This window comes from Plantactinospora sp. GCM10030261 (genome assembly GCF_042666615.1).
GTDB lineage: Bacteria > Actinomycetota > Actinomycetes > Mycobacteriales > Micromonosporaceae > KBS50.
Genome location: NZ_JBHTDD010000001.1, coordinates 567,229 through 581,623, shown reverse-complemented (window position 1 = coordinate 581,623; position 14,395 = coordinate 567,229). Strand labels below are relative to the sequence as shown.

At 71.7% G+C, this 14,395-nt stretch carries 16 protein-coding genes and 1 pseudogene; 7 read left to right on the top strand and 10 right to left on the bottom strand.

Annotation, left to right across the window (positions count from 1 at the left end; translation table 11 throughout):
* The first annotated feature begins 166 nt into the window (after window positions 1-166).
* Entirely contained in the window at window positions 167-676 is a 510-nt protein-coding gene (locus tag ACFQUZ_RS02905; RefSeq protein WP_377437289.1) for a DUF1707 domain-containing protein, read from the top strand.
* Window positions 677-751: 75 nt separating this feature from the next.
* Entirely contained in the window at window positions 752-1,420 is a 669-nt protein-coding gene (locus ACFQUZ_RS02900; protein WP_377437288.1) for a class I SAM-dependent methyltransferase, read from the top strand.
* Window positions 1,421-1,882: 462 nt separating this feature from the next.
* Here the strand turns inward: ACFQUZ_RS02900 and ACFQUZ_RS02895 are convergent, their stop codons facing one another.
* The 3 genes from ACFQUZ_RS02895 to ACFQUZ_RS02885 all read right to left on the bottom strand — a co-directional run bounded on the left by ACFQUZ_RS02895 (window position 1,883) and on the right by ACFQUZ_RS02885 (window position 3,788).
* Window positions 1,883-2,632 carry a YebC/PmpR family DNA-binding transcriptional regulator gene (locus ACFQUZ_RS02895; RefSeq protein WP_377437286.1) on the bottom strand — a complete coding sequence of 250 codons (750 nt, stop codon included), beginning with the start codon at window positions 2,630-2,632 and terminating at the stop codon, window positions 1,883-1,885.
* Window positions 2,633-2,841: 209 nt separating this feature from the next.
* Complete coding sequence (locus tag ACFQUZ_RS02890; protein ID WP_377437285.1) at window positions 2,842-3,144, bottom strand: hypothetical protein; 303 nt, start codon at window positions 3,142-3,144, stop codon at window positions 2,842-2,844.
* Window positions 3,141-3,788, bottom strand: a complete 648-nt coding sequence (locus tag ACFQUZ_RS02885) for an NADPH-dependent FMN reductase (protein WP_377437284.1) — start codon at window positions 3,786-3,788, stop codon at window positions 3,141-3,143. The genes ACFQUZ_RS02890 and ACFQUZ_RS02885 overlap by 4 nt, the downstream gene beginning before the upstream one ends.
* Window positions 3,789-3,893: 105 nt before the next feature.
* Here ACFQUZ_RS02885 and ACFQUZ_RS02880 point away from each other — a divergent pair, with 105 nt between their 5' ends.
* Complete coding sequence (locus tag ACFQUZ_RS02880) at window positions 3,894-4,745, top strand: helix-turn-helix domain-containing protein (RefSeq protein WP_377437497.1); 852 nt, start codon at window positions 3,894-3,896, stop codon at window positions 4,743-4,745.
* Here the strand turns inward: ACFQUZ_RS02880 and ACFQUZ_RS02875 are convergent.
* On the bottom strand, window positions 4,725-5,207 hold the full coding sequence (locus ACFQUZ_RS02875; RefSeq protein WP_377437283.1) for a MarR family winged helix-turn-helix transcriptional regulator: 483 nt from the start codon (window positions 5,205-5,207) through the stop codon (window positions 4,725-4,727). The genes ACFQUZ_RS02880 and ACFQUZ_RS02875 overlap by 21 nt on opposite strands.
* Before the next feature lie 95 nt (window positions 5,208-5,302).
* Here ACFQUZ_RS02875 and ACFQUZ_RS02870 point away from each other — a divergent pair.
* From ACFQUZ_RS02870 to ACFQUZ_RS02860, 3 genes and pseudogenes are all read left to right on the top strand, one after another.
* Window positions 5,303-5,758 (top strand): annotated as a pseudogene (locus ACFQUZ_RS02870) (MFS transporter); the annotation flags it as partial.
* Entirely contained in the window at window positions 5,753-6,334 is a 582-nt protein-coding gene (locus ACFQUZ_RS02865; RefSeq protein WP_377437495.1) for an NADPH-dependent FMN reductase, read from the top strand. The pseudogene ACFQUZ_RS02870 and the gene ACFQUZ_RS02865, both read left to right, overlap by 6 nt.
* Before the next feature lie 9 nt (window positions 6,335-6,343).
* Entirely contained in the window at window positions 6,344-6,628 is a 285-nt protein-coding gene (locus tag ACFQUZ_RS02860) for a zinc-binding dehydrogenase (protein WP_377437493.1), read from the top strand.
* Window positions 6,629-6,655: 27 nt separating this feature from the next.
* On the opposite strand, the gene pdxT is transcribed toward ACFQUZ_RS02860, so the two are convergent.
* From pdxT to pgsA, 6 genes are all read right to left on the bottom strand, one after another.
* Window positions 6,656-7,249, bottom strand: a complete 594-nt coding sequence (gene pdxT / locus ACFQUZ_RS02855; protein ID WP_377437282.1) for a pyridoxal 5'-phosphate synthase glutaminase subunit PdxT — start codon at window positions 7,247-7,249, stop codon at window positions 6,656-6,658.
* A gap of 73 nt (window positions 7,250-7,322) precedes the next feature.
* Complete coding sequence (pdxS, locus tag ACFQUZ_RS02850) at window positions 7,323-8,240, bottom strand: pyridoxal 5'-phosphate synthase lyase subunit PdxS (RefSeq protein WP_377437281.1); 918 nt, start codon at window positions 8,238-8,240, stop codon at window positions 7,323-7,325.
* Between the two features lie 314 nt (window positions 8,241-8,554).
* Complete coding sequence (locus ACFQUZ_RS02845) at window positions 8,555-9,073, bottom strand: hypothetical protein (RefSeq protein ID WP_377437279.1); 519 nt, start codon at window positions 9,071-9,073, stop codon at window positions 8,555-8,557.
* Between the two features lie 115 nt (window positions 9,074-9,188).
* On the bottom strand, window positions 9,189-10,415 hold the full coding sequence (locus ACFQUZ_RS02840; RefSeq protein ID WP_377437277.1) for a glycosyltransferase family 4 protein: 1,227 nt from the start codon (window positions 10,413-10,415) through the stop codon (window positions 9,189-9,191).
* 13 nt (window positions 10,416-10,428) lie between these two features.
* Window positions 10,429-11,421, bottom strand: coding sequence for a phosphatidylinositol mannoside acyltransferase (locus ACFQUZ_RS02835; RefSeq protein ID WP_377437276.1), 993 nt, complete (start codon window positions 11,419-11,421; stop codon window positions 10,429-10,431).
* Window positions 11,418-12,050: a phosphatidylinositol phosphate synthase gene (pgsA, locus tag ACFQUZ_RS02830; RefSeq protein ID WP_377437275.1), complete on the bottom strand. Its 633-nt coding sequence runs from the start codon at window positions 12,048-12,050 to the stop codon at window positions 11,418-11,420. Before pgsA ends, ACFQUZ_RS02835 begins: the two co-directional genes overlap by 4 nt.
* Window positions 12,051-12,196: 146 nt before the next feature.
* Between pgsA and ACFQUZ_RS02825 the strand changes: the two genes are divergently transcribed.
* Complete coding sequence (locus tag ACFQUZ_RS02825; RefSeq protein ID WP_377437274.1) at window positions 12,197-14,365, top strand: elongation factor G-like protein EF-G2; 2,169 nt, start codon at window positions 12,197-12,199, stop codon at window positions 14,363-14,365.
* Window positions 14,366-14,395: the final 30 nt, after the last annotated feature.

The following is a 14,395-nucleotide window of genomic DNA, read 5'->3' as shown; positions in this document are numbered from 1 at the left end:
CGAGGCGGCCGACGGACCATCGTCCGTCCACCGGTGCGGGCCGCTCGCCGGGAGCCGTCCTGGGTAGACTTTCGCACCGGCGCGACGGGCCTGTTCCCCGGTCGCCGACCGGGAACAGGCCCGAACAGCGGCACGGGCCGCCACCCGCAGAGCTGAGGAGAGACGGTTGCACCAGCATGACGCGCTCAGCAACCCCAACGAGCGGGTCGGCACGGCGCAGCGGACGGCCGCCGCCGACCAGCTGTCGAAGGCGCTCGCCGAGGGCTTCCTCGATCTGGAGGAGTACGACCAACGGACGGTGGCCGTGCATTCCGCCGTCACCGTCGGCGACATCGTCCGGCACCTGGCCGACCTGCCACCGCGGTTCCACTGGGACCCCCGATCCTCACCACCGGCCGTCGCCACGCCCGCCGCACCCGTCGGCGACCGACGCGGGATGGCCACCGCCGCGCTGCTCCTGGCCCTGATGGCGCTGCCCGCCTCGATCTGTTACGGCTTCGGCGGCATCCTCTCGCTGGCGGCTCTCCCGTTGGGCTTCCGTGCGCTCAAGAGCAAGGAGGCGCACGGCATGGCCCTGGCCTCGCTGCTGGTGGCCGGCTTCGGGGTGGTAAGCGCGCTGTTCTTCCTGTTCATCCTGGTCGTCTGGGACTCCCCGACGAGCCCTCCGACGCCGTGAACCGTAGCGGGCCGGCCGCCCGGGACCCCCGGCGGCGGGCCACCATTCGATCCGACCGCGTGAAAGGGTGACCCGATGGCACCGGTGGCCGCGTACGACGAGATAGCCGACTGGTACGAGCAGGAGTTCCTGCCCCGACAGGCCGACGGCGATCCGATCGGCGTCCGTGCCGGACTCGCCGAACTCCTCGGGCCGGGCAGCGGTCCCTGCCTGGAGATCGCCTGTGGCACCGGGATCCATGCCGAACAGCTACGCGGACTCGGCTGGACGCCCGTCGGGGTGGACCTGTCCGCGGCGATGCTGGGGTACGCCCGGGGCCGGCTGCCCGTGGCGCGCGGGGACGCCGCCCGGCTGCCGTTCCGGGACGGCTCGCTGCCGGCGGTCGTCACCGTGATGGCACACACCGACCTGCCGGACTACCCGGCGGTGCTGCGCGAGGCGGCCCGGGTGCTGTCCAACGGCGGCACGTTCGTCCACATCGGCGTGCATCCGTGCTTCTGCGGCGGCTTCGCCGACCATACCGACCCGACCGCGGTGGTGATCCGGCCCGGCTACCTCGACGGCCACTGGACCACCGACTCGTGGACCACCGAGGGGGTACGTAACCGGGTCGGCGCCAGTCACTGGCCCCTGCCCGACCTGCTGCACCACGTTTTGGCGGCCGGGTTGACCCTCGACCGGTTCACCGAGGGCGGCTCCCCCGTCCCGACCACGTTCGCCCTGCGCGCCCGCAAGCGTTCCTAGCATGACGATCGGGACGTTCCGGCTGACCGCGTACGCCACCTGCCGCAGGGACGACGAGGTACTGCTCGTCCGCCACCGGCGAGAATCGTCGAGAGCGGACTGGCCCTCGCCGAGCGGATGCCGGTCACCAGTCACGTCAATGAGTCCCGGCTGGGCTCTCATAATCGACTCGATGTCGGCGTAGTTGGGGTGTCCGGACCGCCCGGACCCCCCCAAGTACGCCGACATCGAATTTGATCGGTGTGGCAAGACCGCCGGCTCACGCACCGGCCCGGCGATCTCGGTGCTCGGCGTGACCGGGTTCCCGTTCGGGCTGGCCGCCCGGGTTCTCGACGGTGAACCGGGCAAGAGCCTCGCGTCGTTCGTCCGCGCCCTGCCGGCCATCGCCGAACGCGACGGGCGCGAACCATGAGAACACCTCCCGGACGGGGATGTTCGGGACGTGTTCTGTCGGGGCCGACGTCAGCCGACGGCCGCCATGATCTCGTCGGACACGTCGAAGTTCGCGAAGACGTTCTGCACGTCGTCGCAGTCCTCCAGCACGTCGATCAGCTTGAAGATCTTGCGCGCGCCCTCCTCGTCGAGCGGCACGTTCACGCTCGGGATCAGCGACGACTCGGCCGACTCGTACTCGATGCCGGCGTCCTGCAACGCGGTCCGCACCGCGACGAGATCAGTCGGCTCGGAGACCACCTCGAACGCCTCGCCCAGGTCGTTGACCTCCTCCGCGCCCGCGTCGAGGACGGCCATCAGCACGTCGTCCTCGATCAGCTCGCCCTTCGGCACGATCACCACGCCCTTGCGGGTGAACATGTACGACACCGAGCCGGCGTCGGCGAACGAGCCGCCGTTGCGGGTCAGCGCGGTCCGCACCTCGGTCGCGGCCCGGTTGCGGTTGTCGGTCAGGCACTCGATCAGGAGCGCGACACCGTTCGGACCGTACCCCTCATACATGATCGTCTGGTACTCCGCGCCGCCGGCCTCAAGACCGGACCCACGCTTGACCGCGCGATCGATGTTGTCGTTCGGTACGGAGTTCTTCTTCGCCTTCTGGATGGCGTCGTAGAGCGTGGGGTTGCCGGCGGGGTCGCCGCCGCCGGTGCGGGCCGCCACCTCGACGTTCTTGATCAGCTTGGCGAACATCTTGCCGCGCTTGGCGTCGATGACCGCCTTCTTGTGCTTGGTCGTCGCCCACTTGGAGTGGCCGGACATCAATTACCTCCGTCGCTACCTGCCGGCAGCACCGCCCCTGATGTCCCGCTCACGCCGGCGCACGCGGAGAGGTGCCGGTCGGCTCCGGAAAGAGCCGCGGCGGGCCGATGCCCTGCCGAATTTCCGCAATCCTACCGACCGGCGCCGGCGCCGCACCGCACGGCACCGACCCGGGCCGTCATCCCTGGACGACGAGCCCGGCCGGCGGATCACTCCCCGAAGCCGTACGACCCGAGCACCGTCACCTCGGACATGCTCCGCTCCTCGCAGCGCTCCTCCAGGTCGGCCCGGAAGCGGCGGAACGACTCCAACGACGGCAGCGGTTCCGGCAGGTCCGGACCCATTGCCACGTCGACGAAGGTCCGCCCGTCCGCCAGGCGGAGGGTCAGCAGACGCAGCCCGGCCGGCCGGCGCCGGGCCACCTCCTCCTGTACGGACCGGAGCAGGGCCAGGTGTCCGTCGAGGCACTCGGGCCGGACCCGGTACTGGATGAAGATCGCGTCCACGGTCACCCCACCAGCTCGGGGGTGTCCGCTCTGGCCAGGCGCAGAGCCCGGGTCCAGGTCAGGATCTCGGTCACCATGGTCGTCAGGGACTCCTCCCGCCCGTCCGCCGGCCTGATCGTGCCCGGCGCGGTTGGATCGTTCGGGTCGGAGCCGGAGAAGTCGAAGTCGCTGAAGATCGGCATTGTGACCTGGGTGGGCACCACCACCGCGCGTACCTCGGCCAGGATCAGCCGCAGGTGATCGGCCGCCCGGCTGCCGCCCTGCACGCCGTAGCTGAGCAGGCCGACGACCTTGTCGTTCCACTCGGCGTACAGGAAGTCGATGGCGTTCTTGAGCGCGGCCGGGACCGAGTGGTTGTACTCGGCGGTGACGACGACGAACCCGTCGTAGGCGTTCACCACGCCGCTCCAGCGGTGGGTGTGCGGCATCCGGTAGTCGGCGAACATCGCGGGTACCGGCTCGTCCAGCATCGGCAGGGCCAGGTCCGCCAGGTCGATCAGCTCGATCTCGGCGGCACCGGTCCGTACCTCCGGATGCTGGGCGGCGACCCGCTCCGCCCAGCGGGCGACGGCGGCGCCACGGCGGCCGGGGCGGGTACTACCGACGATCAGACCGATCCGGATCGGTCGGGTGTTGTTCGTGCTTTCCATGCCGACGATCATCGGCCGCCCCCCGGGACGGCCGGGAGGCCGGCGCGATGGTGGCCCTGTCCGGGCCACCATCGCGCGACAACCTGGTGCCACACTGGGCGGGTGATGGACGGCGAACTGGGCGCGTTCCTGCGTAGCCGCCGGGAGGCCCTGCCACCGGATCGGGTCGGCCTGGTGGCGGGACCCCGCCGCCGCGCCCCCGGACTGCGCCGATCGGAGCTGGCCACCCTGGCCCAGGTGAGCGTGGAATACCTGATCCGCCTCGAACAGGGCCGGGACACCCGGCCGTCACCCGAGATCCTCGGCGCCCTCGCCGACGCGCTGCTCCTCGACGAGGCCGACCGCGAGTACCTCCAGCAGCTCGCCACGGTCGGCCATCGCCGCCAGTTGTGCCCCGACCAGCGACCACGGGCCGCGCGGACCGTCCGCCCGACCACCAGGGCGGTGCTCGACGCGTTGCGGGACACGCCCGCCTACCTGTGCAACCAGCTCGCCGACCTGCTGGCCTGGAACGACGCCTACGACCGGCTGGCCCGCCCGATCGGGCTGCTGGACGGGGACCGGCCGAACCTGCTGTGGTTCGCGCTCACCGACGACCGGGCCCGCGACCACTTCCCGGACCGCGACCTGCTGGTCGACCAGCAGGTCACCGAGCTGCACCGGCTGCGCCGGGGCGATCCCGCCACCGACCAGTTCGCCGACCGGCTGGCCCGCACGGTGGGCGCGCCCTTCACCGACCGGTGGCGACGACGCCCGGTCGCCGCCCCCCGGACGGGCGTCCGGACGATGCGGCACCCGGAGGTGGGGCCGCTGCGTCTGGCGTACGAGACGCTGGATGTCGCCGAGGCAGCCCACCAGCGGATCGTCGTCCACCTGCCGGCCGACGCCGGGTCGGCAGCCAAGCTGGATCTGCTCCTCGGACGACGCCCCGGTCAGTTACGTGCCGTCGCCGGCTGACTGTCGGCTGGTGTGGTGGTCGACGAGCCGTTGCAGCAGTGCCACGAACTGTTCCCGTTCGTGCTGACTCAGCGGCGCGAGTAGGGCGTCCTGCGCGGCGTCGAGTTCCGTGTCGAGCAGGTGGAGGGCATCCCGCCCGGAGTCGGTGATGCTTACCGCGTTCCGCCGCCGGTCGTCGGGGTCGACGGTCCGCACCACATGTCCCCGCTCCTGAAGGCTGTCGAGCACACCGGTCACGTCGCTGCGGTCCATTCCCAACCGACGGCCGAGGGTGGCCTGGCTCACCGGGCCAAACTCCGCCAGGGCAGCCAGGATCGCGTAGTCGGATCGCGCACCGGGGCGGCCCAACCGCTCGACGACCAGCCGATTCGCCGGGATGCCCACGTGGTTGACAAGCCAACTCGGCTGGCAACGGAGCCGCTCGGGCGGTCCGGGGGCGGGCTGGATGGGCTTGGTGGTCACTCCCACACCCTACCTCGATTGTTGGCCTGACCAATCGCTTGTTATGTTGGCCAGGCCAACGTTGGACGGACCAACATTGTCAGGGAGGGTACCGGATGACCGAGCCACCGATCCCCTGGCGGACCTGGCGGCTTGCGCTGGTCATCGTCTTCGGGGCGTTCATGAGTGGCCTCGACGCGTCGATCGTCTCGGTGGGAATGGGCGCCATCGCCCACGACCTGGACGCCGGCATCGACACGACGCAGTGGGTCGCCACCGCGTACCTCGTCGCGATGGCCATGTCCCTGCCCGCCTGCGGCTGGCTCGGCCGGCGGATCGGCGTCGGCCGGCTCTGGCTGGCCGCCCTCGCCGGATTCACCGTCACCTCGGCGCTCTGCGCGGTCGCCACCGACATCCGCTGGCTGATCGCCGCCCGGATCGCCCAGGGCGCCACCGCCGGCCTGCTCATCCCGGCCGGGCAGACGATCCTCGGCCGGGCCGTCGGCCCACGCCGGCTCGGTCGGGTGATGGCGACCCTCGGCATCGCGGTCACCCTCGCCCCCGCGATCGGCCCGACCGTCGGCGTCGGCAGCACCCGCCCCGGCCGCAGGGCCGCCACGGTCGCCCGGTGGGTCGCCGGGCTCGCCCGGCACGACGACGCCACCGTCGACATCGTGGATCTCGCCGACCACCCGCTGCCCCACCTCGACGAGCCGGTGCCGCCGATGATGGGCAAGTACTTCAACCCGCACACCCGGGACTGGTCAGCGACGATCGCCGGGTACGACGCGTACATCTTCGTCACCCCCGAGTACAACCACTCGACATCCGGCGTCCTGAAGAACGCGCTCGACTTCCTCTTCGCCGAATGGAACGACAAGGCCGCTGGTTTCGTCAGCTACGGCGTTGACGGCGGCACCAGGGCCGTCGAGCACCTGCGGCTCGTCGCGGGCGAACTCAGGCTCGCCGACGTACGCAGCCAGGTGCCCCTGGTGCTGTCCAGGGACTTCGCCGGTGACGAGGTACGCCCGAGCGGCAACCAGCCGGACAAGCTCCGCGCGATGGTCGACGAACTGGTCGCCTGGGGCGGCGCGCTGCGTGCCCTGCGGACCGGCACCGGACCGGCCGTCGCGGCCCGGGGGCGCTGACGTGGGCGGATCCTGCTGTACGGGTGGGCGAGTGGGGAACCGACCCGACTGGACACCACCGATCTCGTTACCCGCCAACTGACCGCGAGCTGGGCGATCGGCCCGAACGCCACCCCGGTCGGCGGCTGGCGGGAGCTGGCCGGCCGGGCACTGGATCGGGCGGCGGCCGGCGGCCCGGTGCCGCCGATCACCCGCTTCCCGCTGCACCGCGCCGCGGACGCGCACGCCGCCCTGGAACGGCGGGCGGCCACCGGAAAGGTGGTGCTTGTCAACACGGAACGGGCCTCTTGTTAACACCTCCGCCGCGGCGCCGGCGTCCGCTCAACCGGCGGCCTTCACCAGATCGGCGAACAGGGCGTGCACCCGCAGGTCACCAGTCAGCTCCGGGTGAAACGACGTGGCCAGCAGGTTACCCTGCCGGACCGCGACGATCCGCCCGGCGGCCGGCCCGTCGGTGACCCGGCCCAGCACCGCCACGTCGGCACCGACCCGCTCCACCCAGGGTGCCCGGATGAAGACCGCGTGGAACGGCGGCCCGGGCACCCCGGCGATCTCCACCGGCGCCTCGAACGAGTCCACCTGCCGGCCGAACGCGTTGCGTCGCACCGTCATCTCGATGCCGTCGAAGCCGCGCTGGTCCGGGCGGCCGTCCAGCACCTCGGTGGCCAGCATGATCATGCCGGCACAGGAGCCGTACACCGGCATGCCGGACGCGATCCGCTTGCGGATCGGGTCGCGGACCTCGAACACGTCGGCCAGCTTGCTCATGGTGGTCGACTCGCCGCCGGGGATCACGAGCCCGGCCACATCGTCCAGCTCGGCCGGGCGGCGGACCGGGCGAGCGGCGGCGCCCACCTCGGTCAGGGCGCGGACGTGCTCCCGGACGTCACCCTGCAAGGCGAGTACGCCGATCACCGCTGGTCCCCTCCGTATCCGGTAAGCAGGGTCCCCTCCGTGCGGAAAGACTCGGAGGGTGCCCTTCCTGACGTCACCAGCCGCGGTCGGCCAGGCGGTGCGGCACCGGGATGTCGTCGACGTTGATGCCGACCATCGCCTCGCCCAGCCCGCGCGAGACCTTCGCCAGGACGTCCGGGTCGTCGTGGAAGGTGGTCGCCTTGACGATCGCGGCGGCCCGCTGTGCCGGGTTGCCGGACTTGAAGATGCCCGAGCCGACGAACACGCCCTCCGCGCCGAGCTGCATCATCATCGCCGCGTCCGCCGGGGTGGCGATACCGCCCGCGGTGAACAGCACCACCGGCAGCTTGCCCGCCTCGGCCACCTCCTTGACCAGCTCGTACGGCGCCTGAAGCTCCTTGGCGGCGACAAAGAGCTCGTCGGTCGGCAGCGTCTGGAGGCGACGGATCTCCTGCCGGATCTTCCGCATGTGGGTGGTGGCGTTGGAAACGTCCCCGGTGCCGGCCTCACCCTTGGAGCGGATCATGGCGGCGCCCTCGGTGATCCGGCGCAGCGCCTCGCCGAGGTTTGTGGCACCACAGACGAACGGCACGGTGAACGCCCACTTGTCGATGTGGTTGGCGTAGTCGGCCGGGGTGAGCACCTCGGACTCGTCGACATAGTCGACGCCGAGCGCCTGCAGGACCTGCGCCTCGACGAAATGGCCGATCCGCGCCTTGGCCATCACCGGGATGGACACCGCGTTGATGATCCCGTCGATCATGTCCGGGTCGCTCATCCGGGAGACGCCACCCTGAGCGCGGATATCGGCCGGCACCCGCTCCAGCGCCATGACCGCGACCGCGCCGGCATCCTCGGCGATCTTCGCCTGCTCCGGGGTGACCACATCCATGATCACGCCGCCCTTGAGCATCTCGGCCATGCCGCGCTTGACCCGGGCGGTGCCGACGACGGGGCTGGTGGGCGTGCTCGGTTGGGTGCTCTCGGACACGGGTCTGCGCTCCTCAACGGCGATGTTCGGGCTTGTCGGGGCTGATGCTACGACCGATCGGAACACCGGCCGACGGCCAATCCAAACCCCGGTGGCCTGCACTGTGGTCCAGGTCATCCCGCCCCGAGCCGCCCGGGTCACCGGGTCACCGGGTCACCCATCCCGCAACGTCACCCTCGATCCGGGATCCAGGGCCCTCGTCCGGCAGCTGAGGGCCCTGGATCCCGGATCGAGGGTGACCTTGGTCGCAGGCGCACGTACCTGGGGGTAGCCGCGGTGTGGGGAGAGCGGACGGCCCATTCGTTGTTGCCTGGTCAGGCCACCGACACGTCGGGCTGCAGTTCCAGCGTGGGATCGTCGATATCGAAGTAGCGCGGGCGCTCGTGTCGCCGAGCCATCCGAAGCAGTCGGACGATCGGGCGGTCGCGAGCGGACAGCGCGTCCCGTACCAGATCCGTGTGGACCTGACGAGCGAGCGCGAGCCGACGGCTGGCCGCGACGACGCCCGCCGCCGCCGGATCGTCGGCCCGCAACGGAGCCCGCCGCAACTGCCGGGTCAGGTCGTTCTCGGCCGCCTCCCGGTCCTCCGGAGCGGCATCCAGGGCGATCCGGGCAGCGACGTACAGATCGTCCGCGTACAGGTCGGTGCCGGAGCGCTCCTCGGCCAACACCGCGGCCGCCGCGCCCCGCCGGACCAGATGCGCGTCCAACGCCCGGGCCGCCGCCGCCACCCGCAGGTGCAGCCGATCGACCCGGGCCGCCGTCCAGGCCAGGTACGCCGACACCAGGACGAGCAGGACGCAACCGCCCACCAGCCACCACATGCCCGGCATCGTAGTGTCGCCCCTCCCCCCGCGATCCCCGCCGGGTTCCCCCAACCAGCCTGGGGACACCCGTCACCCGGACACCCGTCACCCGGGTGCGGTCACTCCTCGTCGATCAGGCCCGTCACCGGGGCCCGGTCCACTCCTCGTCGATCACCCTGCCGTCGGTGGCCTCGATCGCCGTCTCGTACACCTCCAGCACCCGGCGCGCCACCACCGGCCAGTCGTACGCGGCGACCACCTTCCGGGCGCGGTCCGACAACTCCGAGCGGGTCGCGGGATCGTCGAGCAGTTCCCCCAGCGCCGCGGACAGCGCCGCGGCGTCGCCGGTGGGAAACAGCCGACCGGCGCGGCCACCGTCCAGCACCCGACGGAACGCGTCCAGATCACTGGCGACCACTGTGGTACCGGCCGCCATCGCCTCGGTGAGAATCATCCCGAACGACTCCCCGCCGGTGTTCGGGGCCACGTACAGGTCGACGCTGCGCAGCATCCGGGCCTTGTCCTCCTCGCTGACCTTGCCCAGAAAGGTGATCCGGTCGCGCAGGTCGGCCGGCACGCCCGCGTACAGGTCGGCCGCCTCACCGGGCCCGGCCACCAGCAGTCGCAGCCCGGGGCGGGCCCGGGCCAACGGCAGGAACGCCTCGCGCAGGATGCCGAAGCCCTTACGCGGCTCGGTGAACCGGCCCAGGAAGCCCAGCGCTCCCCCACCGTCCGAGCCGTCCGCACCGCCCGAACGACCCGCGCCGTCCGCACCGCCAGGTGTGGTCCCCCCCGCCGTGCCGCCGCCCGGTCCGGGCCAGCCGGGCAGCGGCTCGGCGGTGGCGAACTTGGCCACCGCCACCCCGTTGGGAATCTCGACAGCGCCCCCGTCCAGGTGTTCGACCTGCACCCGGCGGGCCAGTGCGCTCACCGCTATCCGAGCGGTGATCTTCTCGAGGACGAGTTGCAGGATGCCCTGGGCGGCGGCCAGCGCCCGGGATCGGGTCATCGCGGTATGGAAGGTCGCCACCACCGGTCCGCGCGCCGACAGCACCGCCAGCAACGAGATGCTCAGCGTCAGCGGCTCGTGCACGTGCAGCACGTCGAAGTCGCCGCGCGCCAGCCACCGCCGGACCCGGGCCGTGGAGACCGGACCGAACGCGATCCGGGCCACCGATCCGTTGTACGGCAGCGGCACCGAACGACCAGCCGGCACGACGTACGCCGGCAGCGGCGCGTCCTCGTCGGCCGGGGCCAGCACGCTCACCTCGTGGCCGAGTGCGATCAGCGCCTCCGCGAGATCGGACACGTGGCCCTGCACGCCGCCGGGCACGTCGAACGAGTACGGGCAGACGATGCCGATCCGCACAGGACCTCCCCCGTCAGGCCGGGCCCGAAGCGCCGGGCGGGCCGGAGGACGATTCCAACGACCCGGTCGGGTCGGCTGTCGAGCCCGCCGGTCCGGCTGTCGAGCCCGCCGGTCCGGCTGTCTCCGGCACGTCCAACCACAGCCGCTGCAACATGTGCCAGTCTTCCGGATGGGCGGCGATTCCGGCGGCCAGCTGGTCTGCGATCCGTTGGGTCAGCACCGCCACCCGTTCGGCGAGCGTGCCGGTCCCCGGGTCAGGGACCGAGATCGGACCGACCAACCGGGCACACGGCGCATCCGGCTCGAACCACATCTCCGCGGTGTAGAGCGGGGCGCCGGTGCGCAGGGCGAGCAGCGCCGGACCGGCCGGCATCCGGGTCCGACCACCGAAGAAATCCACAGGTATGCCCCGGGCGGACAGATCCCGGTCAGCGAGCAGGGGGACGACGTACCCCTTGGCCAGCCGGTCGCACAGCACCTCGATGGGCGCCTGCTCGCCCCCGGTGAGCGGGACGATCTCCATTCCGAGCCCGCGCCGGAAATCGAGGAACCGCTGGTAGACGCTTTCCGGCTTGAGCCGCTCAGCGACCGTGGCGAGCGGCCAGCCCATCGCCGCCACCCAGGCGCCGGCGGCGTCCCAGTTACCGGCGTGCGGCAGCGCCACCACCGCGCCGCGGCCGGCCGCCACGTCGGCGGCGAGCACCTCCTCGCCGTCCAGCCGGAAACCGATGCGCACCTGCTCGCGGGTCAGCGCCGGCAGCCGGAACGCCTCCATGAAGTAGCGCGCGTACGAGCGCATCCCCCGGCGTACCAGATCGTCCAGCTCGGCCTCGGACGGCTCCGGCCCGATCACCCGGCGCAGGTTGCCGGCCAGGCGCAGCACGCCGCGTCCCCGACGGCGGTACGCCTGGTCGGCGCCCGCTGCGAACGCCGCCGCGGCCACCGGCCGGGGCAACGTCCGGGTCAGCCGCCACGCCGCCGCGTAGCCGAGGTCGGCGATGTTCATGTGGAGATGTCCTCCGCGTCGGCCCGCTCGGCGGCCCGGTAGATGTGGGCCACCCGCTGCCCGATCGTCACGATCGACAGCACCGCGAGCACGGCGAGTGAGGCCGCCAGACCCCAGCCGACCCCGGCGCCGGTGAGCAGACCGCCGATCCCGACGATGATCAGGCGCTCGGTCCGTTCGGCGATACCGACGTTTGCGGTCAGACCCAGCCCTTCGGCGCGAGCCTTCACGTACGACACCAGCTGGCCGGTGACCAGGCAGGTCAGGCCGAGCGCCACCCCGAGATGGTCGTCCCGGGTGGCCAACCAGTAGGTGACGGCGCCGAACACCGCCCCGTCGGCCACCCGGTCCATGCTCGAATCGAGGAACGCGCCGAACCGCGACGAACCGCCGCGCATCCGGGCCATGGTGCCGTCGAGCAGGTCGGTCAGCGCGAAAAATGTCACGATCACCGCACCCGCGACGAGTTGCCCGCGGGCGCCGAAGCCGAGCGCGCCGACCAGCACGCCGGCCGTGCCGGTCACGGTGACGGCGTTCGGGGAGACTCCCGCGCGCAGCAGGACACGGGCGAGCGGCTCGACGACGCGGGTCAGCGCGGCACGAGCGGTCACTTGGAAGATCTTCGCCATGGCGGTCCCCACCATAACGGGCGCCGCGGGCCGGCGGATATGGCCCTTGGTGTTGAGTTCGCTCCGTGGGGTTGTGTCCACCCCCGTACGAGGTGTGGGATCTCAGCAGGCGGTCGCTACCATCCACCGGCTAGGGAGGTGCGCCGATGGCGCAGAAGAGTCAGGAGAAGGGGGTCACCGGCTCCGCGCCGGTGGTGGACGAACCCGGCAGGGTCCGCAACGTGGTGCTGGTCGGACATTCCGGCGCCGGCAAGACGACGCTTGTGGAGGCGCTGCTCGCCGCCACCGGGACGATCAGTCGGGCCGGGAGCGTCACCGAGGGCACCACGATCTGCGATCACGACCCCGCCGCCGTCCGCCAGCAGCGTTCGGTCGCGTTGGCCTGCGCGCCCCTGACACACCAGGGGATCAAGGTGAACCTGCTCGACACGCCGGGTTACGCGGACTTCGTGGGGGAACTGCGGGCCGGGCTGCGCGCCGCGGACGCGGCGCTGTTCGTCGTCTCCGCGGTCGACGGGATGGACGCCGCCACCGCCGCACTCTGGGAGGAGTGTGCCGCGGTGGGCATGCCGCGGGCCGTGGCGGTGGGCCGGTTGGATCACCAGCGGGCCGACTTCGACGAGACCGTGGCCCTGTGCCAGCGCGTCTTCGGCGACAATGTGCTGCCGCTGTACCTGCCCATGTTGGGCGACGACGGCGAGTCCGTGGTGGGCCTGCTCGGTCTGATCACCCGGCGGGTGTTCGACTACTCGGCCGGGCTGCCGGCCGAGGTCCGCGAGCCCGACCCCGAGCACCTGCCGGCCATCGTCGAGGCCCGCAACGAGCTCATCGAGGGCGTCATCGCGGAGAGCGAGGACGAGACGCTGATGGACCGGTACCTCGGCGGCGAGGACATCGAGGTGGAGGTGCTCGTCGAAGACCTGGAAAAGGCGGTCGCCCGCGGCCACTTCTATCCGGTGGTGCCGGTGTGCGCCGAAACCGGCGTCGGGATCGACGCGCTGCTGGAGGTGCTCACCTCGGCGTTCCCCACCCCGTTGGAACACGACCTGCCGGCGGTCACCGGGCTGGACGGCTCGCCGCGCGACCCGCTGACCTGCGACCCGAACGGCCCGCTGGTCGCCGAGGTGGTGAAAACCACAATCGACCGGCACGTCGGCCGGGTCTCCCTGGTACGCGTGTTCTCCGGCACCCTGCGGCCCGAGCAGACGGTTCACGTCGCCGGGCACGGCATGGCCGACCGGGGCCACCCCGACCACGACGCGGACGAGCGGATCGGGCACGTGTACAGCCCGCTCGGCGCCGCGCTGCGTGAGGTGGGTCAGTGCGTCGCCGGCGACATCTGTGCGATCACCAAGTCGGGCACCGCCGAGACCGGGGACACCCTGTCGGTCAAGGACAACCCGATGCTGATCGCCCCCTGGGAGATGCCCGAGCCGCTGCTGCCCGTGGCGGTCGTGGCCAAGAGCCGCGCTGACGAGGACGCGCTGGCCAAGAACCTGGCCCGGCTGGTCGCCGGTGACCCGACGATGCGGCTGGAACGCAATCCGGAGACCCACCAGTTGGTGCTGTGGTGCATGGGTGAGGCACACGCGGACGTGGTGCTGGACCGGTTGCGGGGCGGTGGCGTCGACCTCGACACCGAACCGGTGCGGGTGGCCCTGCGCGAAACGTTCTCCGTCGCCTCCAAGGGGCACGGCCGGCACGTCAAGCAGTCCGGCGGACACGGCCAGTACGCGGTCTGCGACATCGAGGTCGAGCCACTGCCGCGCGGATCGGGATACGAGTTCGCCGACCGGGTGGTGGGCGGCGCCGTGCCGCACAACTACATCCCCTCGGTCGACAAGGGCGTCCGGGCCCAGATGGAACGCGGCATCGTGGCCGGTTACCCGGTGGTCGATCTGTTGGTGACCCTGGTCGACGGCAAGGCGCACAGCGTCGACTCGTCCGACGCCGCGTTCCAGACCGCCGGTTCGCTGGCGTTGCGCGACGCGGCGGAGAAGGGCCAGGTCACCCTCCTCGAACCGGTGGACGAGGTGGTGATCCGGGTGCCCGACAGCTTCGTCGGGGCGGTGATGAGCGACATGTCCGGTCGACGGGGGCGGGTGCTGGGCACCGAGGCCGACCCGGCCGGCACCGAACGCACATTCGTCCGCGCCGAGGTGCCGGCCACCGAACTGGTCCGGTACGCGGTCGAGCTGCGCTCGATGACCTCGGGAGCGGGCACCTTCCGGCGCTCGTTCGCCCGCTACGAGCCGATGCCGTCCCACCTGGTCGAGCAGGTACGCAAAGAACACGCCACCCGCGCCGGCCACTGACCCAGGCAGCCCGAACCCCATCCCTCCCCC

Bases quoted from the DNA above. Each gene is read 5' to 3' on its own strand.
- ACFQUZ_RS02900 (WP_377437288.1), top strand. From the start codon at position 752: ATGGCACCGGTGGCCGCGTACGACGAGATAGCCGACTGGTACGAGCAG.
- ACFQUZ_RS02895 (WP_377437286.1), bottom strand. From the start codon at position 2,632: ATGTCCGGCCACTCCAAGTGGGCGACGACCAAGCACAAGAAGGCGGTC.
- ACFQUZ_RS02885 (WP_377437284.1), bottom strand. From the start codon at position 3,788: ATGGAAAGCACGAACAACACCCGACCGATCCGGATCGGTCTGATCGTC.
- ACFQUZ_RS02880 (WP_377437497.1), top strand. From the start codon at position 3,894: ATGGACGGCGAACTGGGCGCGTTCCTGCGTAGCCGCCGGGAGGCCCTG.
- ACFQUZ_RS02845 (WP_377437279.1), bottom strand. From the start codon at position 9,073: ATGCCGGGCATGTGGTGGCTGGTGGGCGGTTGCGTCCTGCTCGTCCTG.
- ACFQUZ_RS02835 (WP_377437276.1), bottom strand. From the start codon at position 11,421: ATGAACATCGCCGACCTCGGCTACGCGGCGGCGTGGCGGCTGACCCGG.
- pgsA (WP_377437275.1), bottom strand. From the start codon at position 12,050: ATGGCGAAGATCTTCCAAGTGACCGCTCGTGCCGCGCTGACCCGCGTC.
- ACFQUZ_RS02825 (WP_377437274.1), top strand. From the start codon at position 12,197: ATGGCGCAGAAGAGTCAGGAGAAGGGGGTCACCGGCTCCGCGCCGGTG.